The following is a 22,558-nucleotide window of genomic DNA, read 5'->3' as shown; positions in this document are numbered from 1 at the left end:
GTGAGTGCGTCGGGCACGGCCGGGCAGTTGGAGCAGTTGCTGCGCCAGGTGACGCCGGGGCGTTACGACGCGTACGAGGCACTGCTGCGCGCCCTCGCCGCCGACCAGGTGTGGATGCTGCTCTGGCACGGCCAGGCCGGCTCCCCCGACGCCCAGTACGGGAACATGGAGGTGGAGGGGATCGGCTATGCCCCCTGTGTGACCTCCGCCCAGGAGCTCTCCGCCAGTGGCTGGAACCGCAGCTATGAAGTGGTGCGCGGCACCGACATCGCCCGCACCCTCTATCCCGACCACTACGGCCTCTGGCTCAACCCGCACGCGCCCGGCGGCGGCGTCGGCGTCCCCTGGCTCGACCTGCGCCGCATCGCCACCGGCCTCGACCTGCTGCCCGCGGGACCGCTCCGGCTCACCGAGCCGAGCATCGAGATCCCCCAGTTCTACGCTTTGTTGACGCAGAACGCGCACCGCACCCCGGCGGTGCGCTCGCTGCGCCGCGCCTGGGTGCAGCCCGCGCTGGGGGCGCCCTATCTGGCCATCGGCCTGGACGTGTACGACACGTCGCCGCCGTCGGTCGACGCGGTGCGGGCGATGATGCAGCAGTCCATCCCCGCCGTCCCCGAGGGCCTGCCCGTCTCGACCGTCGCGATGTCCGACGACTACGACCCGGTCGCGATGTGGCTGCGCGCCAACGCCCGCCCGTTCTACGACCGCGAGGCGCAGGCGGCCCCGGCCCAGGCCGGCGGTTACGGCTACCCCGCGCAGTACTGAGCGGCGTGAACCGGCCACCGGGCAGCCCCTGAGCAGTCCCGGCGCGGCCACCGAGCAGCCACGACCGGCGCGATGTCCGTTCTGGTGCCGGTGGGAGCCTATGGGCTCCCGTGGTGCCTTGCACCCCAACTGCCCCGTGTTCGCCCCTCGTTCACCCGCGTCCGGATAACGGAACACCCCGATCAGCATCACGGTTGCGCATCCTTTCCCCGTCAAGTCTGGTAACAGATCGCGACGTGGATGAAGACTCCCGCTCCAGGGGCCTTCGCCCCCTGTGTACGACGGACTGATCACGTCGCTACAGCGGCAAGTGCGGGCCGGTCACCACCGGTTGAGAGGGGTCCCTGCCACGATGACGGCACCATTGCATGACACACCTGCGGACGCGGACCCGACCGAGGACGTCGCCCCCGCAGTTGATGCAGGGGTGAAAAAGGTCGAGGGTCGGTCCCTCAAGCAGATCGCCTGGAACCGCCTGAAGCGGGACAAGGTCGCCCTGGCCGGCGGCATCACGGTGCTGTTCCTGGTGCTCGTCGCCATCTTCGCGCCCCTGATCGTGAGCCTGCTGGGCCATCCGCCCAACGACTTCCACCAGGAGGAGCTCGACGAGCTGACCAACCTCCCCAAGGGCGCGCTCGGCGGTGTCAGCGGCGACTTCCTCTTCGGCGTCGAGCCCAACAAGGGCCGCGACATCTTCAGCCGGATCGTCTACGGAGCACGCATCTCGCTGCTCGTGGCCTTCCTGGCGGCCGTGGTCGCCGTCGCCCTCGGCACCCTCTTCGGCATCATCGCCGGCTACTTCGGCGGCTGGGTCGACGCCCTGATCAGCCGCGTGATGGACGTACTGCTCTCGTTCCCGCAGCTGCTCTTCATCATCTCGCTGGTCTCGGTCCTGCCGGACGACCTGCTCGGTCTCACCGGCAGCGGGGTGCGCGTCGGCATCCTCGTGCTGGTCATCGGCTTCTTCGGCTGGCCCTACGTCGGCCGGATCGTGCGCGGTCAGACGCTCTCGCTCCGTGAGCGCGAGTACGTGGAGGCGGCCCGCAGCCTCGGCGGCGGACGGCGCCACATCCTGTTCCGCGAACTGCTGCCCAACCTGGTCGCCCCCATCACCGTCTACGCGACGCTGATGATCCCGACCAACATCCTCACGGAGGCGGCCCTGAGCTTCCTCGGCGCCGGTGTGAAGCCGCCGACGGCCTCCTGGGGCGGCATGCTGCGGGACGCGCTCGAGACGTACGAGCACGACCCGATGTTCATGGTCTTCCCGGGCGTCACGATCTTCATCACCGTGCTGGCCTTCAACCTCTTCGGCGACGGGCTGCGGGACGCGCTCGACCCGAAGGGGACGCGCTAGCAGCGCCCAACCGGCTTGCCCCTGCCGCATGTCAGGTGGCTCTAACCATGGTTCTCCGGCAGCACATGGCCAGGGACCGCGAATCTCGGAGGTTACGAGAAAATGCCCACAGTTTCCTCGAAACGACGGCTCACCAGCGGTGCGGCCCTCGTCGTCGCGGCGCTGGTGACCACCACGGCGTGCGGCGGCGGTGACGGTGGCGACGGCGACTCGAAGGGTGCCGGCTACAACGCCGCGCTCGACAAGGTCGCCAACCCGTCCAAGAAGAAGGGGGGGACGCTGAAGATGGTCGGCAAGCAGGACCTCGACTCGGCCGACCCCCAGCGCGCCTACTACGGCATGTCGTGGGACTTCATGCGCTTCTACACCCGGCAGCTGGTGTCCTACGACACCAAGCCGGGCAAGGCGGGCACGAAGCTGGTCCCGGACCTCGCCACCTCCACCGCGAAGATCTCGGACGACGGCAAGACCTACACGTACAAGCTGCGTGACGGTGTGACCTGGGAGGACGGCTCCAAGCTGACCTCCAAGGACGTCAAGTACGGCATCGAGCGCTCCTGGGCGACGGACACCATCACCGGTGGCCCGGGGTACATCCGGCACGCGCTGGACCCCGACAAGAAGTACAAGGGCCCCTACAAGGACAAGGGCGGTCTGAAGGCGATCGAGACGCCCGACGACCAGACCATCGTCTTCAAGCTCCCCAAGCGCAACGGTGACTTCGAGCAGTTCCTCGCGATGCCCACCGGTTCGCCGGTGAAGGAGTCCAAGGACACCAAGGCGAAGTACACCGCGCGCCCGTTCTCCTCGGGCCCGTACAAGTTCGAGACGTACAAGTCCGGCAAGAAGATCGTCCTGGTCCGCAACACGGCCTGGAAGAAGTCCTCGGACCCGATCCGCGCCGCGCTGCCCGACAAGATCGACGTGACGATCTCCGCCAACCTGGAGGAGAACGACAAGAAGCTGATGGAGGGCGACTACGACGTCGACCTCAACGGCACGGGCATGACCCAGTCCGGCCGCGTCACCGCCGTCTCGGACCACCGCGACAACGTCGACAACATGCACACGTCCTTCGTGCGCTACGTCGCGCTGATCCACACGGCCGAGCCCTTCGACAACGTCCACTGCCGCAAGGCCGTCTTCTACGGCACGGACTTCGCGAGCCTGCAGCAGACCCGCGGCGGCAAGGTCGCGGCCGGTGACATCGCCAACAGCACGTTCCCCAAGGCGATCCCCGGTCACAGCGACTACGACCCGTACGGCGTCCTCGCGCGCAAGGGCAAGCCGGACGCGGCCAAGGCCAAGGAAGAGCTGAAGAAGTGCGGCGAGCCGAACGGCTTCAAGGCCAAGCTCACCGCCCGCAACAACAACCCGGGTGAGGTCGACGCCGCCGAGGCGCTCCAGGCCCAGCTGAAGAAGGTCGGCATCGACGTCAGCGTCGAGTCCCTCGACGGCGCCGACTCCGCCAGCATCACCGGCTCGCCGTCCGTCGTGAAGAAGCGCGGCTACAGCATGCAGATGAGCGGCTGGGGCCCGGACTTCCCGTCCGGCCAGGGCTACGCGCAGCCGCTGTTCGACAGCCGCTTCCTGATCGAGAACGGCAACTACAACGAGTCGCAGATCAAGGACAAGAAGATCGACGCGCTCTTCGACAAGGCGATCGCGGAGACCGACCCGGCCAAGGCCGGCGAGATCTACAAGCAACTCGACAAGCGGATCCTCGACCAGGCCGACTGGATGCCCTTCCTCTACGAGAAGAACATCACCTGGCGCGGATCGCGGCTGACCAACGCCTACATGTCCGACGCCTACAACGGCCGGTACGACTACGTCTCGCTCGGCGTCGTCAAGTAACAGGCGCCGCACGAACCGCAGTTGACCGTTCCACCGCCGCCGAATCCCGCCAGTCCGAAGGGCAGGTGATGGCCCCGGGCGGTGGCCGGGACCCCTCACGAGGGGGTCCCGGCCACCGCCGGGCCGCGCACAGTGCTTGCTTATCTCATCCGGCGCCTGATCGCCGTCATCATCATGGTGCTGGTCGTACTGCTCGCGACCTTCACCATCTTCTTCATGCTGCCCAAGTGGGCGGGACAGGACATCGCCGTCCTCTTCGCCGGCAAGGCGTCGGGTGCCGAGCAGCTCGAAGGCATCCGCGTCAAACTGGGCCTCAACGATCCCTTGCTGGTCCAGTTCTGGGACTTCATCAAGGGCATCCCGATGGGCCGCGACTACGTCAACGGCAGTGACGTCACGCACTGCCCGGCCCCCTGCTTCGGCTACTCCTTCCGCACCGAGGCGCCGGTGTGGGAGACCCTCAAGGACGCCCTGCCCGTCACCGGTGCGCTCGCCGCGGGCGCCTGTGTGCTGTGGCTGGCCGGCGGCGTCATCACCGGCGTGATCTCCGCGCTGCGCCGGGGCACCATCTGGGACCGCGCCGCGATGACCACCGCCCTCGGCGGCGTCTCGCTCCCCGTCTTCTTCACCGGCATGATCGCGATGGGCATCTTCGTCCACGAACTCGGCTGGGTGAAGATCGCGGACAGTCTCAGCACCGACGACTCGATCGACGTCTGGCTCCAGACGATGATCCTGCCGTGGATCGTGCTCGCCTTCCTCAACGCCGCGATGTACGCCCGCCTCACCCGCGCCACGATGCTCGAAGTGCTCGGCGAGGACTACATCCGCACCGCCCGCGCCAAGGGCCTCGGCGAACCCACCGTCATCCGCAAGCACGCGCTGCGCTCCGCGATGACCCCGATCCTCACCGTCTTCGGACTCGACCTCGGCGTCCTGATGGGCGGCGCGGTGCTCACCGAGTCCACGTTCAACCTGCCGGGGCTCGGCCTCGAAGCGGTCAAGGCCATCAGCAGCAAGGACTTGCCCGTCATCCTGGGCGTCACCCTGTGCGCGGCGCTCGCGATCGCCGTGGCCAACCTCGTCGTCGACCTTCTGTACGCCGTCATCGACCCGCGAGTGAGGCTGGGATGACCGAACTGTCCAAGAGCGGAGCCGCGGTGGGTGAGCCCGTCACCGGCTCGCCCGCCCCCTCCGCCTTCCTCGAGGTGCGCGACCTCAAGGTGCACTTCCCGACCGACGACGGCCTCGTCAGGTCCGTCGACGGGCTCAGCTTCCAGCTGGAGAAGGGCAAGACCCTCGGCATCGTGGGCGAGTCCGGCTCCGGCAAGTCGGTCACCTCGCTCGGCATCCTCGGCCTGCACACCGCGGGCCAGTACGGCGCCCGCCGGGCGCAGATCTCCGGCGAGATCTGGCTGGACGGCAAGGAGCTGCTGTCGGCCCCGCCGGACGAGGTGCGCAAGCTGCGCGGCCGCGAGATGGCGATGATCTTCCAGGACCCGCTCTCCGCGCTGCACCCGTACTACTCCATCGGCAAGCAGATCACCGAGGCGTACCGGGTCCACAACGACGTCGACAAGAAGACCGCCCGCAAGCGGGCGATCGAGATGCTCGACCGGGTCGGGATCCCGCAGCCGGACAAGCGCGTCGACTCCTATCCGCACGAGTTCTCCGGCGGCATGCGCCAGCGCGCGATGATCGCGATGGCGCTGGTCAATAACCCCGAGCTGCTCATCGCCGACGAGCCGACCACCGCCCTCGACGTGACCGTCCAGGCGCAGATCCTCGACCTCATCAGGGATCTGCAGAAGGAGTTCGGCTCCGCCGTCATCATGATCACGCACGACCTGGGCGTGGTCGCCGAGATGGCGGACGAGCTCCTGGTCATGTACGGCGGCCGGTGCGTCGAGCGCGGCACCGCGGAGAAGGTCTTCTACGAACCCCAGCACCCCTATACCTGGGGCCTGTTGGGCTCGATGCCCCGCATCGACCGCGAGCAGACCGAGCGGCTCATCCCGGTCAAGGGCTCCCCGCCCAGCCTGATCAACCTGCCGGGCGGCTGCGCCTTCAACCCGCGCTGCCCCTACGCGGACATCCCCAAGGATCAGATCACCCGCCGCGAGCGTCCCGAACTGCGCGAGGTGGCCGCCGGGCACTACTCCGCCTGCCACATGTCGCAGGACGAGCGCACCCGGATCTGGACCGAAGAGATTGCGCCGAAGCTGTGAACGATGACGCGAAGAGCCAGGCCGCGAAGGGCCAGGACGTGAAGGGCCAGGAGATGACGATCCCGGCGCAGGCGAAGGGCTCGTCCGAGCCGCTGCTCAAGGTCGACGGCCTGGTGAAGCACTTCCCGATCAAGAAGGGGCTGCTCCAGCGCCAGGTGGCGGCGGTGCAGGCGGTCGACGGCCTCTCCTTCGACGTACGCCCCGGTGAAACGCTCGGCGTGGTCGGCGAGTCCGGCTGCGGCAAGTCGACGATGGGCCGGCTGATCACCCGGCTCCTCGAACCGACCGGCGGCCGCGTCGAGTTCGAGGGCACGGACATCACGCATCTGAACACCGCGCGGATGCGTCCGCTCCGCCGCGACGTCCAGATGATCTTCCAGGACCCGTACTCGTCGCTGAACCCGCGGCACACCATCGGCACGATCGTCGGCGCGCCCTTCAAGCTCCAGGGCGTCAAGCCCGAGGGCGGCGTGAAGAAGACCGTGCAGGAGATGCTGGAGCGGGTCGGGCTCAGCCCGGAGCACTACAACCGCTACCCGCACGAATTCTCCGGCGGCCAGCGCCAGCGCATCGGCATCGCGCGGGCCCTCGCCCTGCGGCCCAAGCTGGTCGTGGCGGACGAGCCGGTCTCCGCCCTGGACGTCTCCATCCAGGCCCAGGTGGTCAACCTCCTGGACGACCTCCAGGAGGAGCTCGGCCTCACGTACGTGATCATCGCGCACGACCTGTCGGTCATCCGGCACGTCTCGGACCGCATCGCGGTGATGTACCTCGGCAAGATCGTGGAGCTGGCGGACCGGAACGACCTCTACTCCACGCCGATGCACCCGTACACGAAGGCGCTGCTCTCCGCGGTGCCGGTGCCCGACCCCAAGCGGCGCGGCGTCAAGAGCGAGCGGATCCTGCTCCGCGGCGACGTCCCCTCGCCGATCGACCCGCCGAGCGGCTGCCGCTTCCACACGCGGTGCTGGAAGGCGACGGAGATCTGCAAGACCAAGGAGCCGCCGCTGACCGCGCTCGCCACCGGGCACCAGGTGGCGTGCCACCACCCGGAGAACGCGGCGGACCAGGCGCCGCAGGACACCGTGCTCCTCTCGGCGGCCAAGGAGGCGATCGAGGTGGTCTCGGTGGCGACCAAGGCGGAGGAGACGGCGGCGGCCGAGAAGGCTTCGGAGAAGCCCTCGAATTAGTGGCCAAGGGAGGGGAGGGTGTGCGACTGATCGCGCGCCCTCCCCTCCTTTGTGTGTCACTCCGTGACGGTCCAGCGCCCCACTTCCCGGTACGCGGAGTCGTAGACGCTCTCGCCGTCGCCCGGCGTCAGCGCGTAGTGGCCGAGGTTGCCGCCCCAGTACCGCAGGATCCGGCCCAGCTCCTCCGCCGCCTTGCCCTCGAACGCCGTCTCACCCATGTCGATCTCCAGCAGGAATCTCATGGCTTCAACCTTGTCATTGAAGTCCTTTGTGAGACTTCGCCGGACGAGAACCCGTGGTGACCGGCGGCGATGGCCGGTCAACCCTCAAACCGGGGAGAAGGCAGGGGGCAGGGCGGTCCGGCCATGGGGAAGACACGCGTAAGAATGGCGCGTGCTCCAGGATCTGTTCACGCCCTCCGTCCAGCACGCGCTCGACATCGTGGGGATCTTCGTCTTCGCGATCTCCGGCGCGCTGCTCGCCGTGCGCAAGAACTTCGACGTCTTCGGCATCGCCGTGCTCGCCGAGGTCACCGCGCTGGGCGGAGGCCTCTTCCGCGATCTGGTCATCGGGGCGGTCCCGCCGGCCGCCTTCACCGACCTCGGCTACTTCATCACCCCCCTCTTCGCGGCCGCGCTGGTCTTCTTCCTGCACCCCGAGGTCGAGCGCACCCAGCTCGCGGTGAACGTCTTCGACGCGGCGGGCCTCGGCCTGTTCTGTGTGGCGGGCACGACCAAGGCGTACGACTACGGCCTCGGGCTCACCGCGTCGGCGACCCTGGGCCTGATGACCGCGGTGGGCGGCGGCGTGCTCCGCGACATCGTCGCCAACGAAGTGCCCTCGCTGGTCCGCTGGGACCGCGACCTGTACGCGGTCCCCGCCATCGTGGGCGCCACGATGGTCGCCCTGTGCATCCACTTCGAGCAGCTGACGGGCTTCACCAGCGGCCTCGCCGCCGTGACGGCGTTCACCCTGCGGCTGCTCGCGATCCGCTACCACTGGCGGGCGCCGCGCGCCTGGAACCGGCGCTCCACCGCGGTGGAGGCGGAGGTGCGGGAGACGCCGTGAAGCGCCCCGAGGCCGTGGCTGTCGAGCGTCCCGGAAAAGCTACCGCTCAGTAATTAGATGTTGTACGTTGCTGCCATGGCAACGGCAGCATCAATTCCCGCATCGGTGCCCGCGCGCATCGGCGACAGCGAGTTCGACCGCGACACGGCGGTCACCCGCCGGGAGCCCGGCGTCTACGACACGGAGCTCTCCGCGGGCTGGACGATCATCAGCGCCGTCAACGGCGGCTATCTCCTCGCCGTCATCGGCCGCGCGCTCGCGGACGCCCTGCCGCACGCCGACCCCTTCACGATCTCGGCGCACTACCTCACCGCGTCCAGTCCCGGCCCCGCCGTGATCCGCACGGACGTGGTGCGCGGCGGCCGGTCGCTCTCCACCGGTCAGGCCTCGCTCTTCCAGTACGACGAGGAGGGGCGCGAGGTCGAGCGGATCCGCGTGCTCGCCTCGTACGGCGACCTGGACGCGCTCCCCGACGACGTCCGCACGACGGCGAAGCCGCCCGCCATCCCGCCGCTCGACCAGTGCTTCGGCGCGCAGGACGCACCCGACCACCGTCCGGTGCCCGGCAGTTCGGCCATCGCCGACCGCCTCTTCCTCAAGCTCGACCCGGCCACGCTCGGCTGGGCGCTCGGCCAGCCGTCCGGCAAGGGCGAGATGCGGGCCTGGTTCGGGCTCGCGGACGGCCGCGACGCGGACCCGCTCTCGCTGCTGCTCGCCGTCGACGCGCTGCCGCCGACCGCCTTCGAGATGGGCCTCACCGGCTGGGTGCCGACCGTGGAGCTGACGGTCCACGTCCGTCACCGCCCGGCCCCGGGCCCGCTGCGCGTCGCGATCACCACGCGGAACCTCGCGGGTGGCTTCCTGGAGGAGGACGCCGAGGTCTGGGACAGCGAGGACCGCCTGGTGGCGCAGTCGCGGCAGCTGGCGCGGGCGCGGCTCGGCTAGCGGCTCCGGCTTTCCCGGAGGAAGCCGATCAGCTCCCCGGCGAGCTCGGCGGGCGCGTCCTCCTGGACGAGATGCCCCGCGCCCTCGATCAGGCGCAGCTCGGCGCCGGGGACGAGCTGCGCGAGCTCCTCGCCCTTGGCCGCGGGGATCCAGGTGTCCTGGGCGCCCCAGCAGATCAGGACGGGCAGCCGCAGCTCGCCGTACCGGCCCTGGATCTCGTCGGTGAACCGCTGGTCGTTCTGCTCGATCTGCCGGTAGAAGGCGGCCTGCCCCTCTGTCGTGCACCAGGGCTCCACGAGCCGGTCGAGCACGGCCGGATGCAGTCCGCGCCGGCTGGCCGAGCCGACGTACTCGCGGACCAGCGCCCGGTGCAGCTCGGGCGGCAGCTGGGCGAACACGTCGGCGTTCGCGCCGAGCAGCCGGTACGTGGGGGAGCCCCAGGGGGCGAGCGCCACCGGGTCGACGAGGGCGAGCCGTTCGTAGCGGGCGCCGTGCAGCAGGTGTGCGCGCAGCGCGACGCATCCGCCGAAGTCGTGCGCCACGACGGCGGGCCGGTCCAGGCCCCAGTGGCCGAGGAGTTCCGTGAGAACCCGGCCCTGCGCGGCGAGCGAGACGTCCTGCCCGTCCCGCATCTCCGAGGCGCCGTAGCCGGGCAGGTCCCACACGTACACGCGATGGCCGCCGGCCAGCGCGCGGGCGACGCCACGCCACACGTACGACGAGAAGGGCGTGCCGTGGACGAGGACGAGGGGCGGGGCGCCGGTGGGGCCGAGGGCCGCCCAGCGGACGGCGCCGGCGGAGCTGTCGAAGGTCTGGTCGAGGACCCAGTCGAGGGCCGGGAGGTCACGGTCCGAGGCAGCTGACATGACCGTAAGGCTAGTTGCTCCTTACGTGCCGTGCCAGTGTCTTACGTGTCTTCCGCGCCCTGGATGTCTTAGGCGTCTTAGGTGTCTTACGTGTCGTGCCAGTGCCTGCGGCCGAGGCCCACCAGCCGCAGCTGCCTGCGGGCGACGTCCGCGACCCGGGCCTCCGCCGCCGTCCCGGGGCCCGCGTCCAGGAACGCCGACGCGGTCATCACCATGTGGTCGACGTACATTCCGGCCAGCATCAGCAGATCGTCCTCGGTCCAGCCCGCAGTCGGCTCCTCCTGGGCGAACTGCTCCGCCACCTCCTTGGCGAACAGGGCGAGTTGGGCGCCGATCGCGTCCCGCACCGCCCGCACGCCGCCGTGCCGCTCGCGGGCGATGAAGCGGACGTGCGCCGGATGCGTGTGGACGTAGCCCGCTATCAACTCGACCGTGCCCGCGATGCGTTCCTCACCGTCGCCGGTCGCCGCCAGCATCGCGGTCAGCGTGGTGTGCAGACTGCCGAGCGCCTCCTCGACCAGGGCCACGCCCAGGTCGGCGGTGTCGCGGAAGTGCCGGTAGAAGGCGGTGGGGGCGACGCCCACGGCGCGGGTGACCTCGCGCAGGCCCAGGCTGCTGAGGCTCTGCTCGTCCAGCAGCTGGAGCGCCGCGTCGAGGAGTGCCTGCCGGGTCTTCTGCTTCTGGGCCTGCCGGACGCCGAGGGTGTGACTCATGCCATGCAGTTAACAACTGTTCTCCGAGTTTTGAAAGCCGGAGACGGAGTACTCTGTAAGTCAGTGAACAGTTGTAACCACAAGCGTTCACCGAACGAGAGAGGGATCTCCGTGCTCTTCATCGTCGCCGCCCTGATGCTGCTGGGTGTCGCCATGGGTACCGTGGCGCACGCCCCGCTTCCGGTCACCCTCGTCGCCGCCGCCGTCATCGGCGTGTGGCTCGCGGTCTTCGCCCTGCGCGAGCGCCACGCGCGGCACCGCTGAGCCCACCTCTCCGTACGACACCTCCACCTGTCAGGAGTCGCACCATGGGAAGCACCGCAACCCGCACTCGCACCCGTTCGGAGCTTGAGAGCACGGCCCCGGCCCGTACCGAGGAGCCCCGTCCCGTCACCGAGGAGCCCCGTCCCGTCGGACGGCGGGACACCGACGGCATGGCCGTCGCCTCCTTCGTCCTCGGTCTGCTCGGACTGCTCGTCCTGAACCTCTTCCTCGGGCCCATCGCGATCGTCCTCGCGAGCATGGCCCTGTGGCGCGGCACCGCCCGCAGGGGCCGCGCGCTGCTCGGTCTCGGACTCGGCGTGGCCGACCTCCTCGTGCTCGCCGCGCTCGTCGCGACGGACGACACCGTGTCCTGGGGTCTCGCGGGCTGACACCTGTCCCGGGTCTCTCGGGGTGACGGGTCTCGCAGGCTGACACCGCCGGGGCGGAGGGCGGCGCACGGCTCGTAGAATCGTGCCCACCATGGCCTACCTCGACCACGCAGCGACCACTCCGATGCTCCCGGAGGCGATCGCGGCGATGACCGCGCAGATCGCCGTCACCGGCAACGCCTCCTCGCTGCACGCGGCGGGGCGCCGAGCGCGACGCACCGTCGAGGAGGCCCGCGAGACGCTCGCCGAGTCACTCGGCGCCCGCCCCAGCGAGACCGTCTTCACCTCCGGCGGCACCGAGGCCGACAACCTCGCCGTGAAGGGCCTGTACTGGGCCCGCCGCGACGCGGAACCGGCCCGCACCCGCATCCTGTCGAGCCCCGTCGAGCACCACGCCGTCCTCGACGCCGTGCACTGGCTCGGCGAGCACGAGGGTGCCACCGTCGAATACCTCCCCGTCGACCGGCACGGCCGCGTGCACCCCGACGTGCTGCGCGAAGCCATCGAGCGCAACCCCGACGACGTCGCCCTGGCCACCGTCATGTGGGCCAACAACGAGATCGGCACGGTCCAGCCGGTCCGCGAACTGGCCGACGTCGCCCATGAGTTCGGCGTCCCGCTGCACGCCGACGCCGTCCAGGCCTACGGTCAGATCCCCGTCGACTTCGCCGCCTCCGGCCTCGCCGCGATGACCGTGTCCAGCCACAAGATCGGCGGTCCCTACGGCATCGGCGCGCTGCTGCTCGGCCGTGAGTACAGCCCCGTGCCCGTCCTGCACGGCGGCGGCCAGGAGCGGCATGTGCGCTCCGGGACGCTGGACGTGCCCGCCATCGCGGCGTTCGCCGTCGCGGGCGAGCACGCGGCGGCACACCGCGAGCGGTTCGCCGCCGAGATCGGCGCGCTCCGCGACGACCTGGTGACCGCCGTCCGCTCGGCGGTCCCCGAGGCGATCCTCGGCGGCGACCCGGCCCCCGGCGGCCGGCTGCCCGCCAACGCCCACTTCACCTTCCCCGGCTGCGAGGGCGACTCCCTCCTGCTGCTCCTGGACGCGCAGGGCATCGAGTGCTCCACCGGCTCCGCGTGCACGGCGGGCATCGCGCAGCCCAGCCACGTCCTGCTCGCCACCGGCACCGACCCCGACCTGGCCCGCGGCACCCTCCGCTTCTCGCTGGGCCACACGTCCACGAAGGCGGACGTCGACGCGGTGGCGGCGGCGATCGGCCCGGCGGTGGAGCGGGCGCGGACGGCGGGCCTCAGCTAGGGCTTCTTCTCCTTGCTCGCGCTTTTCGTGGGCTTCTCCGGTCTGTCCCGCTCCGCCCGCACCAGACGCAGATAGCGGTCCCAGTCCCAGTGCGGCCCGGGGTCCGTGTGGTCCGTGCCGGGCACCTCCACGTGGCCCATGATGTGCTCGCGGTCCACCGGGATGTCGTACCGTCGGCAGATGCCGGCGGTGAGCCGCGCCGAAGCCGCGTACATCGCGTCCGTGAACGACGACTTCTTGTCGACGAAGCCCTCGTGCTCGATGCCGATGCTGCGTTCGTTGTAGCTCTTGTTGCCCGCGTGGAACGCCACGTCCAGCTCGCGGATCATCTGCGCGATGTGGCCGTCCTTGCGCACCACGTAGTGCGCGGCGGCGCCGTGGCCCGGGTCCTTGAAGACCCGCAGCGCCGTCTGGTACCCGCCCTGGACGACGTGGATGACGACGCGGTCGATCTCGTAGTCGTCGGGGCGGTCCGCGCGGCGCCAGTTGTAGTCCGAGGCGGCTATCCACTGGGCGCCCGGGGCGTCGACCTCGCCCTCCTTGCGCTTCTTGACCACGCCCGGCAGCCGCCACCACAGCCGGCCGAGCTCGTCCCCGGCGAGCACGGCGGTGCCGACGGCCGCCGCGGCGCCGCCGATCAGCAGAGTGCGCCGGTCGATGCCCCGGCGCCCCGGCTTCTCCTGCTCTGCATCCCCCATATGATCGTCAACGCTTACTCACGGGCATCCGGTTCCCGCGGCCCCGTACCCTATGAGGGCTATGACTTTGACCGAGACCCCGCAGCCTCAGCCCTCGCAGCGTCCCCAGCGCCCCCTCCGCGTCCTGGCCGCCATGTCCGGAGGCGTGGATTCCGCCGTCGCCGCCGCCCGCGCGGCCGAAGCGGGGCACGACGTGACCGGAGTGCACCTCGCGCTCTCGGCGAACCCCCAGTCGTTCCGTACGGGCGCGCGCGGCTGCTGCACCATCGAGGACTCGCGCGACGCCCGCCGCGCCGCGGACGTCATCGGCATCCCGTTCTACGTGTGGGACCTCGCCGAGCGGTTCCGCGAGGACGTGGTCGAGGACTTCATCGCGGAGTACGAGGCGGGCCGCACCCCGAACCCGTGCCTGCGCTGCAACGAGAAGATCAAGTTCGCCGCGCTCCTCGACAAGGCCCTCGCCCTCGGCTTCGACGCGGTCGTCACCGGCCACTACGCCAAGGTGATCGTCCGCGAGGACGGCACGCGCGAGCTGCACCGGGCCTCGGACATGGCCAAGGACCAGAGTTACGTCCTCGGCGTCCTGGACGACAAGCAGCTCGCCCACGCGATGTTCCCCCTGGGTGACACGGTCACCACCAAGGAGGAGATCCGCGCGGAGGCCGAGGAGCGCGGGCTGGCCGTCGCCAAGAAGCCCGACAGCCACGACATCTGCTTCATCGCCGACGGCGACACCCAGGGCTTCCTCGCCTCCCGCCTCGGCAAGGCGGAGGGCGACATCGTGGACGAGTCCGGAGAGGTCCTCGGCACCCACGAGGGAGCGTTCGGCTACACCATCGGCCAGCGCAAGGGCCTCCGCATCGGCACCCCCGCCCCCGACGGCAAGCCGCGCTACGTCCTGGACATCTCCCCGGTGAACAACACCGTGACGGTCGGCCCGGCCGCCGCCCTGGACGTCACGGCCCTGACGGCCATCAAGCCCCGCTGGTGCGGAGCGGCCCCCACGGGTCCGGGCACGTACACGGCGCAGCTGCGCGCGCACGGCGACGAGACCCCGGTCACCGCGGAGCTGGTGGAAGGGGAGCTTCGGGTCTCCTTCGACGAGCCCGTCCGCGGCGTCGCCCCCGGCCAGGCCGTCGTGCTCTACGACGGCACGCGCGTGGTCGGCTCGGCGACGATCGCGTCTACGGAGCGGGTGACGGCGGCGGCCTGAGCGCCCCACTCTCAAGGCCCCTCACCGGGCCGCCGTGAACATCGCGCTGGTGAGCGGGGCCCGGTAGGTCCACCCCAGCGACCCGTACAGCGCCCGTCCCTCCGGAGTGCCCGCGAGGACGGCCGTGCGGGCGCCCCGGGCCGCGGCCGCGTGCTGGAGGGTGCGCATCACCAGGCCGCCCAGGCCCCTGCGCCGGTGTGCGGGGGCGGTCTCGACCTGGTCGACGACCGCGGTCGCCCCGGTCGGCGCGATCTGGCCGCGAGCCGCGAGGGCGCCGTCAGGCGCGGTGACCAGCACCCGGGTGACCCCGCCGCGGGTCCAGACGCGCAGCCGGTATCCCGCGGGCACCGGCGCGGGCTCCGGCGCGTCCGGCGTCAGCGGCAGCGACATCAGGCACCCCGGCTCCGGGTCGATCCGCCAGCGAGGGCCCAGCCACGCGCGTACGACCTCCGGGTCCGCGAAGGCCTTGAACCAGACGCCAGCCCCGGTCACCTGGTCGGCCACCTTCCGGACGGTGGTCTCGTCGACCTCGTCGCCCACCGCCCCGAGGACGTGCCGGGTGACGTGGTCGAGGTGGCCCACGTCGATGGTCCAGCCCCACGGCTCGGTGAGCGGCGGCGCGGCCCCGCGCGACACCACCCAGCCGTCGACCCAGGCCCGTACGAGGTCGTCCATGCCATCCCCCTCTGTAATAACCAATGCAGGATAGAGGCTATTACAGGGACTATAGCCGGGCCGAGTCGATCAGGCGACGCGGAGCACGATCTTGCCCTGGGTGCGGCCCTGTTCGCCGCGCGCGTGGGCCTTCGCCGCCTCCTCCAGGGGGATGACCGCGTCGATCTCCACGCGGAGCTTCCCCTCGTCGACCAGGCGGGAGATCTCCAGCAGGCCGAGGCGGTCCGGCTCGACGATCGTCCAGCCCGTGTGCACGCCGAGCTCCGCGGCCCGTGCCGGGTCCGGGAGGCCGCCCGGGTCGGGCAGCGTGACCAGGTGCCCGCCGGGGCGGATGATCTCCAGGGACCGTGCCCCGTACGCGCCGCCCACGCCGTCGAGGACCACGTCCACGTCGCTCACCGCCTCGGTGAAGTCCACGCGCGTGTAGTCGACGACTTCGTCCGCGCCGAGGCCGCGCAGGAAGTCGTGCTTCTCCTCGCGCGCGGTGCCGATCACGTACGCGCCGTGCGCCTTGGCGATCTGCACGGCGAGGTGGCCCACGCCGCCGGCGGCCGCGTGGATCAGCACCCGCTGCCCGGCGCGCAGCCCGGCCGTCTCGATCAGGCCCTGCCAGGCGGTGAGCGCGGCGAGGGGCAGCGCGGCCGCCTCGATGTGGCTGATGCCCGTGGGCTTGGGCGCGAAGCGCCGGGCGGGGGCCGCGACGAACTCGGCGTACGCGCCGGTCTGTTCGGGGAAGCGGGGCATGCCGAAGACCTCGTCGCCGGGCTGGTAGAGGGTCACTCCGGGGCCCACCGCCTCGACGACGCCCGACACGTCGTAGCCGAGGATCGGGGTGTCGCCCCAGTTGCCGAAGGCGCCCTCCGCGCGGGTCTTCCAGTCGACGGGGTTGACGCCCGCCGCGTGCACCCGGACCAGGATCTCGGTCAGTCCCGGCTCGGGGCGGTCGACCTCCACGGGGGCGAGGTTCTCGGGGGCGCCCCAGGCGCGGGGGCTGACGGCACGCATCTTCATGGTCTTCCGCTTTCTTCAGGAATGTCCTCGGGAACGGCTTGCGGGACCAAGCGTGCGACGGTGCGACCGAGGACAGTGCTGGCAGTTTGGTCATCATGTGACAGGATTCGGCCATGCAGTGCAGTGGAGCAAGTGGCACAAAGGGTGCGCATCGCGTGGCCGTCCTCGCCCTGGACGGCGTGTACGCCTTCGAGCTGGGCATTCCGTCCCGGGTCTTCGGTGTCGCCGAGGGCGCCGGGCGCACACCGCTCTACGACGTCGTGGTCTGCACGGTGGACGGGAACCCGGTGCGCACGGACTCCGGGTTCACGGTGGCCGTCGAGCACGGCCCCGAGGCCCTGGAGCGCGCGGACACCGTGGTGATCACGCCGACCCGCCGCTTCGACCGGGGCATGGAGGGCGACGAGCTGCCGGAGGGCGTGGTCGCCGCCCTGGAGCGGATCAGGCCCGGCACCCGCATCGTGTCGTTCTGCAACGCCTCGTACGTCCTCGCCGCCGTCGGCCTCCTCGACGGGCGCCCCGCGACGACGCACTGGCACGTCGCCCGCGACTTCCAGCGGTCCTTCCCCAGGATCAAGGTCGACGCGGACGTGCTTTTCGTGGACGACGGCGACGTGCTCACCGCGGCGGGCGTCGCCGCCGGCATCGACCTCTGCCTCCACCTCGTGCGCCGCGACCACGGCGCGGCCGTCGCCAACCACGTCGCCCGCGTCTGCGTCGTGCCGCCCTGGCGCGACGGCGGGCAGGCGCAGTACATCGAGCGGCCCGTCCCGGAGCCCACGCTCGCCACGACGGCCGCCACGCGCGCGTGGGCCCTCGAACGGCTTCAGGAGCCGCTGCCCCTGAGCGAACTCGCCGCCCACGCCCGCATGAGCCTGCGGACCTTCACCCGCCGCTTCCAGGAAGAGACCGGCATGCCGCCCGGCCGCTGGCTGACCGCCCAGCGCATCGAACTCGCCCGGCAGCTCCTGGAGTCCAGCGACCTGCCCGTGGACGTCGTGGCCCACCGGGCGGGGTTCGGCACCGGCAACTCCCTGCGCCAGCACATGCGTTCCGTGCTCGGCGTCTCGCCGGCCGCCTACCGGCGGACGTTCACGGCTGCTTCGTGACCTCTGCTTCGTAGAAGCAGAGGTGGTCCTTGATCTGCGCCACGGCCGGCTTCGGCTCCGGGTACGCCCACACCGTGTCCGGCGCGCCCGGCAGCGACCAGTAGGCGGCCGTGCCCTTGAACGGGCAGTACGTGTGGGTCTCCGACGGTGTCAGCAGGTCCGTGCGCACGTCCTCCGGGGGGAGGTAGTGGCGTACGGGATACCCCGTCTCGCGCAGCAGCAGGGGGCGGCTGCTCTCCGCCACGACCTGCCCGTCACACACCACGCGCACGTGGTCCGTGCCCTGCTCGACGGTGATCCGGTGTCCGTTGGTCATGAGATGCCCTCCTCGACGAGTGCCTTCTGAGACGGAACGTACCGTGGGCGCATGAACATCTGCGTCTTCCTCTCCGCCGCCGATCTCGACGAGCGCTACACCCGCCCGGCCCGTGAATTCGCCGAACTGCTCGGCAAGGGCGGCCACACGCTGGTGTGGGGCGGCTCCGAGAGCGGCCTCATGAAGGTCGTGGCGGACGGCGTGCACGAGGCGGGCGGCCGGCTCGTCGGCGTCTCCGTCGACTTCCTCGCCGCCAAGGCCCGGCAGGTCGTCGAGCCCCACGAGATGGTGATCGCGCGCGACCTCGCCGAGCGCAAGGCGCTCCTCCTGGAGAAGGCCGACGCGATCGTGATCATGGTGGGCGGCACCGGCACCCTCGACGAGGCCACCGAGATACTGGAGCTGAAGAAGCACGGCAAGCACACCAAGCCGGTGGTCCTGCTGAACTCCGCCGGGTTCTACGACGGCCTCAAGGAGCAGTTCCGCCGCATGGAGGACGAGGGTTTCCTGCCCGTCCCGCTGACCGACCTGGTCTTCTTCGCGGAGGAGCCCGTCGGCGCCCTGGCCTACCTGGAGGAATCCTTCGGCACCCGGTGATGCGAGCATGGCGGGTATGGCTACACATGTGATCACCGGGGCGGGCTCCGGCATCGGCGCGGCCGTCGCCCGCCGCCTCCACGCACGCGGCGACGACCTCGTCCTGCACGCGCGGGACGCGGGCCGCGCCAAGGAGCTCGCCGCCGAGTTTCCCGGCGCGAGCACGCTCGTCGGAGACCTCTCCGACCCCGACAAGCTGTCCTGGGCCTTCGGCCACCAGTCGCTGCCGTCCCGGGTCGACTCCCTGCTGCACATCGCGGGCGTCGTCGACCTCGGCCCGGTCGGCGAGCTCACCCCCAAGGCGTGGCGCCACCAGCTCAACGTCAACCTCATCGCCCCCGCCGAACTGACCCGCCACTTCCTGCCCCAGCTCCGGGTCGCCCAGGGGCACGTGGTCTTCGTCAACTCCGGCGCCGGCCTCAGCGCCCACGCCGACTGGTCCGCGTACGCGGCCTCCAAGCACGGCCTGAAGGCCCTCGCCGACTCGCTGCGCCAGGAGGAGCACGGCAACGGCGTCCGCGTCACCTCCGTCTACCCCGGCCGTACGGCGAGCGCCATGCAGGTCAAGGTCCACCAGCAGGAGGGCAAGGAGTACGACCCGTCGCGCTACATCGACCCCGAGTCGGTCGCCACGACGATCCTCATGGCCCTGGACCTGCCGCGCGACGCGGAGGTCAACGACCTGACGGTGCGGCCGGGACGATGAGCGACACCTTCACCTGGGGCCCCGCCACCGGCATCGGGTCGATGCCCGGCGGGGACGCCCGCGAGGCCGCGAAGACCGTGACCGGCAGCTTCGATGGGCCCGAACAGGGCATCCCGTACCTGCCCGAGCTGCCCGCGCGCGGACCCGGCGCCGACATGATCGGCCGCACCGCCGGGCTCCTCGTCGACCTGTACGCGCGCGTGGAGCCCAGCGGCTGGCGCGTCGGCGACCGTCCGGGCCGGGACACCCGGCGCGCCAGGGCCTGGCTCGGCGAGGACCTTGACGCCCTGGAGGAGTTCACCCAGGGGTACGAGGGCCCGCTGAAGGTCCAGGCCGTCGGCCCCTGGACGCTCGCCGCCGCCCTGGAGCTGCGGAACGGCGAGGCCGCGCTCTCCGACCCCGGCGCCTGCCGCGACCTCGCAGGGTCCCTCGCCGAAGGCCTGCGCGAACACCTCGCCGACGTGCGCCGCAGGGTGCCCGGCGCACAGGTGGTCCTGCAGCTCGACGAGCCCTCGCTCATCGCCGTGCTGCGCGGGCAGGTCAAGACCGCCAGCGAGTACCGCACGCACCGCGCCGTGGACCGGCAGGTCGTCGAGAGCACGCTGCGGGACGTCCTCGCCGTCCGGGGCGAGGGTGCCGCGGTCGTCCACTCCTGCGCGCCCGACGTGCCCTTCGCGCTGCTTCGCCGCGCCGGGGCCGACGCGATCTCGTTCGACTTCTCCTTGCTCACCGAGCGTGACGACGAGGCGATCGGTGAGGCGGTCGAGGGCGGCACGAAGCTCTTCGCCGGTGTCGTGCCGGGCGTGGACGGCCGATTGTCAGACCCTGCCGGTAGCGTCATGGGTGTCAGGACGTTCTGGCGCAGGCTGGGGCTGAATCCGGGATCGCTCGCGGAGTCGGTCGTGGTCACTCCGTCGTGCGGTCTCGCGGGCTCTTCTCCCGCGTACGCACGCGAGGTGCTCGGCCATTGCGTGAGAGCGGCGCGATCGCTCGCGGACAACCCTGAGTAATTGGGTATGACGTAACGGGAGGACGAAACGGTGGCTGTCGAACAGCAAGGCTCTGTGCCCGCCGAGGCACGGGATCAGCATGCCCAGCTGGCCGAACAGATCGAGGAGCACCGCTTCCGGTACTACGTGAAGGACCAACCGGTCGTCAGCGACGCCGAGTTCGACAGGCTCCTGCGTTCTCTCGAAGCCCTGGAGGAGGAGTATCCGGAGCTCAGGACCCCGGATTCGCCCACCCAGAAGGTCTCCGGTTCGTACGAGACGGAGTTCACCGCGGTGGAGCACCGCGAGCGCATGCTCTCCCTGGACAACGCCTTCGACGACGAGGAGCTGGCCGCCTGGGCCGACCGTGTCGCCAAGGAGGTCGGCTCCCCGGACTTCCACCTCCTGTGCGAGCTGAAGGTCGACGGCCTCGCGGTCAACCTCACGTACGAGGACGGCAGGCTGACCCGCGCCGCCACCAGGGGCGACGGCCGCACCGGCGAGGACATCACACCGAACGTCCGCACGATCGCCGACATCCCCCAGCGCCTCAAGGGCGACCGCGTCCCCGCCCTGGTGGAGATCCGCGGCGAGGTCTTCTTCCCCATGGAGAAGTTCGAGGAGCTGAACGCCCGCCTGGTCGAGGCGGGCGACAAGCCCTTCGCCAACCCGCGCAACGCGGCGGCGGGTTCGCTGCGCCAGAAGGACCCGCGCGTCACCGCGACCCGCCCACTGCACATGGTGGTGCACGGCATCGGCGCCCGCGAGGGCTTCGACATCGACTGCCTCAGCCACGCCTATGACCTGCTCAAGGAGTGGGGCCTGCCCACCGCCAAGCACAACAAGGTGGTGGACGGACTCGACGGCGTCCGCGACTTCATCGCGTACTTCGGAGAGAACCGGCACTCCGTGGAGCACGAGATCGACGGCGTCGTCGTCAAGCTCGACGAGATCCCGCTCCAGGGCCGCCTCGGCTCCACCTCACGCGCCCCCCGCTGGGCCATCGCCTGGAAGTACGCGCCGGAGGAGGTCAACACCAAACTCATCAACATCCGCGTCGGCGTCGGCCGCACCGGCCGCGTCACGCCGTACGCCCAGGTTGAGCCCGTCACCGTCGCGGGCTCCGAGGTCGAGTTCGCAACCCTGCACAACCAGGACGTGGTGAAGAAGAAGGGCGTCTTCATCGGCGACACCGTCGTGATCCGCAAGGCCGGTGACGTCATTCCGGAGATCCTCGGCCCCGTCGTGGACCTGCGGGACGGCAGCGAGCGGGAGTTCGTGATGCCCGCCGAGTGCCCCGAGTGCGGCACCGCGCTGCGGCCCATGAAGGAGGGCGACATCGACCTCCGCTGCCCCAACGCCCAGTCGTGCCCGGCCCAGTTGCGCGAGCGCCTCTTCTACCTCGCGGGCCGCAAGAGCCTGGACATCGAGAACTTCGGGTACGTCGCCGCGGCCGCGCTCACCAGGCCCCTGGAGCCCGCCGAGCCGCCGATCCTCGACGAGGGCGACATCTTCGACCTGAAGGTCGACGAGCTCCTGCCCATCAAGTCGTACGTCTTGGACCAGGACTCCGGCCTGCCCAAGCGCGACCCCAAGACCGGCGAGGAGAAGGTCGTCACCTTCTTCGCCAACCAGAAGGGCGAGGCGAAGAAGAACACCCTCGCCATGCTGGAGAACATCGCGGCGGCCAAGGAGCGCCCGCTCGCCCGCGTCCTCACGGGCCTCTCGATCCGGCACGTAGGACCGGTGGCCGCCGAGGCGCTGGCCCGCGAGTTCCGCTCCATCGACCGCATCGAACAGGCCACCGAGGAGGAGCTGGCCACGACGGAGGGCGTCGGCCCGACCATCGCGGCCTCACTCAAACAGTGGTTCGCCGAGGAGTGGCACCGGGAGATCCTGCGCAAGTGGCGGGCCGCCGGCGTGCGCATGGAGGAGGAGTCGGGCGGCGAGGACGAGGGACCGCGCCCGCTCGCGGGCCTCACCGTCGTCGTCACCGGGACGCTCGAGCACCACACCCGGGATGGCGCGAAAGAGGCGCTGCAGAGCCGGGGAGCAAAGGTGACCGGTTCCGTTTCGAAGAAGACCTCATTCGTCGTCGTCGGCGACAACCCCGGGTCGAAGTACGACAAGGCCATGCAGGTGAAGGTTCCGGTTCTCAACGAGGAAGGCTTCGCTGTGCTGCTCGAACAAGGACCTGACGCGGCGCGGGAAGTCGCGCTTCCGACCGAGGAGTAGCGGTTGAAGGCCACCCGTTCGGCGCATACCAGAGGCATACGGGTGGCCGGGTCGCATTCGGGCAACCGTAGCCGACCGCTGCCCGTGGAAGCCTTCTGCGGCC

24 protein-coding genes are annotated in these 22,558 nt (G+C 70.6%); 17 read left to right on the top strand and 7 right to left on the bottom strand.

The genetic code is table 11. The annotated features are described in order from the left end of the window. From ACZ7LU_RS12080 to ACZ7LU_RS12055, 6 genes are all read left to right on the top strand, one after another. A complete protein-coding gene (locus ACZ7LU_RS12080; protein WP_398308896.1) occupies positions 1–768 on the top strand; it encodes an enhanced serine sensitivity protein SseB C-terminal domain-containing protein in 768 nt (255 codons plus the stop codon). Between the two features lie 352 nt (positions 769–1,120). After that, a complete protein-coding gene (locus ACZ7LU_RS12075; protein WP_365362329.1) occupies positions 1,121–2,125 on the top strand; it encodes an ABC transporter permease in 1,005 nt (334 codons plus the stop codon). A 102-nt stretch (positions 2,126–2,227) separates the two neighbouring features. Further along, positions 2,228–3,982 carry an ABC transporter substrate-binding protein gene (locus ACZ7LU_RS12070; protein ID WP_398308894.1) on the top strand — a complete coding sequence of 585 codons (1,755 nt, stop codon included), beginning with the start codon at positions 2,228–2,230 and terminating at the stop codon, positions 3,980–3,982. 132 nt (positions 3,983–4,114) lie between these two features. Then, a complete protein-coding gene (locus ACZ7LU_RS12065) occupies positions 4,115–5,116 on the top strand; it encodes an ABC transporter permease (RefSeq protein WP_398309039.1) in 1,002 nt (333 codons plus the stop codon). Continuing rightward, entirely contained in the window at positions 5,113–6,210 is a 1,098-nt protein-coding gene (locus ACZ7LU_RS12060) for an ABC transporter ATP-binding protein (RefSeq protein WP_398308892.1), read from the top strand. The genes ACZ7LU_RS12065 and ACZ7LU_RS12060 overlap by 4 nt, the downstream gene beginning before the upstream one ends. A gap of 53 nt (positions 6,211–6,263) precedes the next feature. Next, positions 6,264–7,400 carry an ABC transporter ATP-binding protein gene (locus ACZ7LU_RS12055; RefSeq protein WP_470985397.1) on the top strand — a complete coding sequence of 379 codons (1,137 nt, stop codon included), beginning with the start codon at positions 6,264–6,266 and terminating at the stop codon, positions 7,398–7,400. 56 nt (positions 7,401–7,456) lie between these two features. Here the strand turns inward: ACZ7LU_RS12055 and ACZ7LU_RS12050 are convergent, their stop codons facing one another. Then, positions 7,457–7,642 (bottom strand): hypothetical protein, encoded by a 186-nt coding sequence (locus tag ACZ7LU_RS12050; protein WP_470985302.1) that lies wholly within the window; start codon positions 7,640–7,642, stop codon positions 7,457–7,459. A gap of 151 nt (positions 7,643–7,793) precedes the next feature. On the opposite strand from ACZ7LU_RS12050, the gene ACZ7LU_RS12045 reads away from it, so the two are divergent. Both ACZ7LU_RS12045 and ACZ7LU_RS12040 read left to right on the top strand, forming a co-directional pair. Further along, on the top strand, positions 7,794–8,468 hold the full coding sequence (locus tag ACZ7LU_RS12045; protein ID WP_398308889.1) for a trimeric intracellular cation channel family protein: 675 nt from the start codon (positions 7,794–7,796) through the stop codon (positions 8,466–8,468). 75 nt (positions 8,469–8,543) lie between these two features. Then, complete coding sequence (locus ACZ7LU_RS12040; protein WP_398308887.1) at positions 8,544–9,413, top strand: thioesterase family protein; 870 nt, start codon at positions 8,544–8,546, stop codon at positions 9,411–9,413. Here the strand turns inward: ACZ7LU_RS12040 and ACZ7LU_RS12035 are convergent. After that, the gene (locus tag ACZ7LU_RS12035; RefSeq protein WP_471916639.1) at positions 9,410–10,279 is read right to left on the bottom strand and encodes an alpha/beta fold hydrolase; all 870 of its coding nucleotides are present in this window, start codon (positions 10,277–10,279) and stop codon (positions 9,410–9,412) included. The two genes, ACZ7LU_RS12040 and ACZ7LU_RS12035, sit on opposite strands and share 4 nt — an antisense overlap. Before the next feature lie 86 nt (positions 10,280–10,365). Then, positions 10,366–10,992 (bottom strand): TetR family transcriptional regulator, encoded by a 627-nt coding sequence (locus ACZ7LU_RS12030; protein ID WP_468089512.1) that lies wholly within the window; start codon positions 10,990–10,992, stop codon positions 10,366–10,368. A 111-nt stretch (positions 10,993–11,103) separates the two neighbouring features. On the opposite strand from ACZ7LU_RS12030, the gene ACZ7LU_RS12025 reads away from it, so the two are divergent. The 3 genes from ACZ7LU_RS12025 to ACZ7LU_RS12015 all read left to right on the top strand — a co-directional run bounded on the left by ACZ7LU_RS12025 (position 11,104) and on the right by ACZ7LU_RS12015 (position 12,906). Further along, positions 11,104–11,256: a hypothetical protein gene (locus ACZ7LU_RS12025; protein WP_398308881.1), complete on the top strand. Its 153-nt coding sequence runs from the start codon at positions 11,104–11,106 to the stop codon at positions 11,254–11,256. 170 nt (positions 11,257–11,426) lie between these two features. Then, positions 11,427–11,645: a DUF4190 domain-containing protein gene (locus ACZ7LU_RS12020; RefSeq protein WP_468089868.1), complete on the top strand. Its 219-nt coding sequence runs from the start codon at positions 11,427–11,429 to the stop codon at positions 11,643–11,645. Positions 11,646–11,736: 91 nt separating this feature from the next. Further along, positions 11,737–12,906, top strand: a complete 1,170-nt coding sequence (locus ACZ7LU_RS12015) for a cysteine desulfurase family protein (protein ID WP_471916638.1) — start codon at positions 11,737–11,739, stop codon at positions 12,904–12,906. Here the strand turns inward: ACZ7LU_RS12015 and ACZ7LU_RS12010 are convergent. Further along, positions 12,903–13,604, bottom strand: coding sequence for an N-acetylmuramoyl-L-alanine amidase (locus tag ACZ7LU_RS12010; protein ID WP_471916637.1), 702 nt, complete (start codon positions 13,602–13,604; stop codon positions 12,903–12,905). The genes ACZ7LU_RS12015 and ACZ7LU_RS12010 overlap by 4 nt on opposite strands. A 67-nt stretch (positions 13,605–13,671) precedes the next feature. On the opposite strand from ACZ7LU_RS12010, the gene mnmA reads away from it, so the two are divergent. Beyond that, positions 13,672–14,817, top strand: coding sequence for a tRNA 2-thiouridine(34) synthase MnmA (gene mnmA / locus ACZ7LU_RS12005; RefSeq protein WP_398309030.1), 1,146 nt, complete (start codon positions 13,672–13,674; stop codon positions 14,815–14,817). 21 nt (positions 14,818–14,838) lie between these two features. Here the strand turns inward: mnmA and ACZ7LU_RS12000 are convergent, their stop codons facing one another. Both ACZ7LU_RS12000 and ACZ7LU_RS11995 read right to left on the bottom strand, forming a co-directional pair. Then, positions 14,839–15,492, bottom strand: coding sequence for a GNAT family N-acetyltransferase (locus tag ACZ7LU_RS12000; protein WP_471916636.1), 654 nt, complete (start codon positions 15,490–15,492; stop codon positions 14,839–14,841). A gap of 69 nt (positions 15,493–15,561) precedes the next feature. Further along, positions 15,562–16,497 carry an NADP-dependent oxidoreductase gene (locus ACZ7LU_RS11995; protein ID WP_471917060.1) on the bottom strand — a complete coding sequence of 312 codons (936 nt, stop codon included), beginning with the start codon at positions 16,495–16,497 and terminating at the stop codon, positions 15,562–15,564. A gap of 119 nt (positions 16,498–16,616) precedes the next feature. On the opposite strand from ACZ7LU_RS11995, the gene ACZ7LU_RS11990 reads away from it, so the two are divergent. Then, positions 16,617–17,612 carry a GlxA family transcriptional regulator gene (locus ACZ7LU_RS11990; RefSeq protein WP_471916635.1) on the top strand — a complete coding sequence of 332 codons (996 nt, stop codon included), beginning with the start codon at positions 16,617–16,619 and terminating at the stop codon, positions 17,610–17,612. Here the strand turns inward: ACZ7LU_RS11990 and ACZ7LU_RS11985 are convergent. After that, entirely contained in the window at positions 17,596–17,928 is a 333-nt protein-coding gene (locus tag ACZ7LU_RS11985; protein WP_471916634.1) for a DUF427 domain-containing protein, read from the bottom strand. The genes ACZ7LU_RS11990 and ACZ7LU_RS11985 overlap by 17 nt on opposite strands. 51 nt (positions 17,929–17,979) lie before the next feature. On the opposite strand from ACZ7LU_RS11985, the gene ACZ7LU_RS11980 reads away from it, so the two are divergent. Genes ACZ7LU_RS11980 through ligA form a run of 4 tightly spaced genes read left to right on the top strand, consistent with a single transcriptional unit; the run spans position 17,980 to position 22,455 of the window. Next, the gene (locus tag ACZ7LU_RS11980; RefSeq protein ID WP_398308870.1) at positions 17,980–18,525 is read left to right on the top strand and encodes an LOG family protein; all 546 of its coding nucleotides are present in this window, start codon (positions 17,980–17,982) and stop codon (positions 18,523–18,525) included. 7 nt (positions 18,526–18,532) lie between these two features. Further along, positions 18,533–19,231, top strand: a complete 699-nt coding sequence (locus tag ACZ7LU_RS11975; RefSeq protein WP_471916633.1) for an SDR family oxidoreductase — start codon at positions 18,533–18,535, stop codon at positions 19,229–19,231. Next, positions 19,228–20,241 carry a methionine synthase gene (locus tag ACZ7LU_RS11970; protein ID WP_471916632.1) on the top strand — a complete coding sequence of 338 codons (1,014 nt, stop codon included), beginning with the start codon at positions 19,228–19,230 and terminating at the stop codon, positions 20,239–20,241. Before ACZ7LU_RS11975 ends, ACZ7LU_RS11970 begins: the two co-directional genes overlap by 4 nt. A 30-nt stretch (positions 20,242–20,271) precedes the next feature. Continuing rightward, a complete protein-coding gene (gene ligA, locus ACZ7LU_RS11965) occupies positions 20,272–22,455 on the top strand; it encodes an NAD-dependent DNA ligase LigA (RefSeq protein ID WP_468562414.1) in 2,184 nt (727 codons plus the stop codon). The last annotated feature ends 103 nt before the right edge of the window (positions 22,456–22,558 follow it).

Source organism: Streptomyces sp. NPDC039462 (assembly GCF_055639375.1).
This window is presented reverse-complemented; position numbering and strand designations above follow the sequence as displayed.

Coding starts and splice junctions, on each gene's coding strand:
- ACZ7LU_RS12030 (WP_468089512.1), bottom strand. CDS start 10,992: ATGAGTCACACCCTCGGCGTCCGGCAGGCCCAGAAGCAGAAGACCCGG.
- ACZ7LU_RS11985 (WP_471916634.1), bottom strand. CDS start 17,928: ATGACCAACGGACACCGGATCACCGTCGAGCAGGGCACGGACCACGTG.
- ACZ7LU_RS12035 (WP_471916639.1), bottom strand. CDS start 10,279: ATGTCAGCTGCCTCGGACCGTGACCTCCCGGCCCTCGACTGGGTCCTC.
- ACZ7LU_RS12050 (WP_470985302.1), bottom strand. CDS start 7,642: ATGAGATTCCTGCTGGAGATCGACATGGGTGAGACGGCGTTCGAGGGC.
- ACZ7LU_RS12040 (WP_398308887.1), top strand. CDS start 8,544: ATGGCAACGGCAGCATCAATTCCCGCATCGGTGCCCGCGCGCATCGGC.
- ACZ7LU_RS12020 (WP_468089868.1), top strand. CDS start 11,427: ATGGCCGTCGCCTCCTTCGTCCTCGGTCTGCTCGGACTGCTCGTCCTG.
- ACZ7LU_RS12060 (WP_398308892.1), top strand. CDS start 5,113: ATGACCGAACTGTCCAAGAGCGGAGCCGCGGTGGGTGAGCCCGTCACC.
- ACZ7LU_RS12010 (WP_471916637.1), bottom strand. CDS start 13,604: ATGGGGGATGCAGAGCAGGAGAAGCCGGGGCGCCGGGGCATCGACCGG.
- ACZ7LU_RS12055 (WP_470985397.1), top strand. CDS start 6,264: ATGACGATCCCGGCGCAGGCGAAGGGCTCGTCCGAGCCGCTGCTCAAG.
- ACZ7LU_RS12075 (WP_365362329.1), top strand. CDS start 1,121: ATGACGGCACCATTGCATGACACACCTGCGGACGCGGACCCGACCGAG.
- ACZ7LU_RS12000 (WP_471916636.1), bottom strand. CDS start 15,492: ATGGACGACCTCGTACGGGCCTGGGTCGACGGCTGGGTGGTGTCGCGC.
- ACZ7LU_RS11995 (WP_471917060.1), bottom strand. CDS start 16,497: ATGCGTGCCGTCAGCCCCCGCGCCTGGGGCGCCCCCGAGAACCTCGCC.
- ACZ7LU_RS11975 (WP_471916633.1), top strand. CDS start 18,533: ATGGCGGGTATGGCTACACATGTGATCACCGGGGCGGGCTCCGGCATC.
- ACZ7LU_RS12015 (WP_471916638.1), top strand. CDS start 11,737: ATGGCCTACCTCGACCACGCAGCGACCACTCCGATGCTCCCGGAGGCG.
- ACZ7LU_RS11980 (WP_398308870.1), top strand. CDS start 17,980: ATGAACATCTGCGTCTTCCTCTCCGCCGCCGATCTCGACGAGCGCTAC.
- ACZ7LU_RS11970 (WP_471916632.1), top strand. CDS start 19,228: ATGAGCGACACCTTCACCTGGGGCCCCGCCACCGGCATCGGGTCGATG.
- ACZ7LU_RS12070 (WP_398308894.1), top strand. CDS start 2,228: ATGCCCACAGTTTCCTCGAAACGACGGCTCACCAGCGGTGCGGCCCTC.
- ACZ7LU_RS11990 (WP_471916635.1), top strand. CDS start 16,617: ATGCAGTGCAGTGGAGCAAGTGGCACAAAGGGTGCGCATCGCGTGGCC.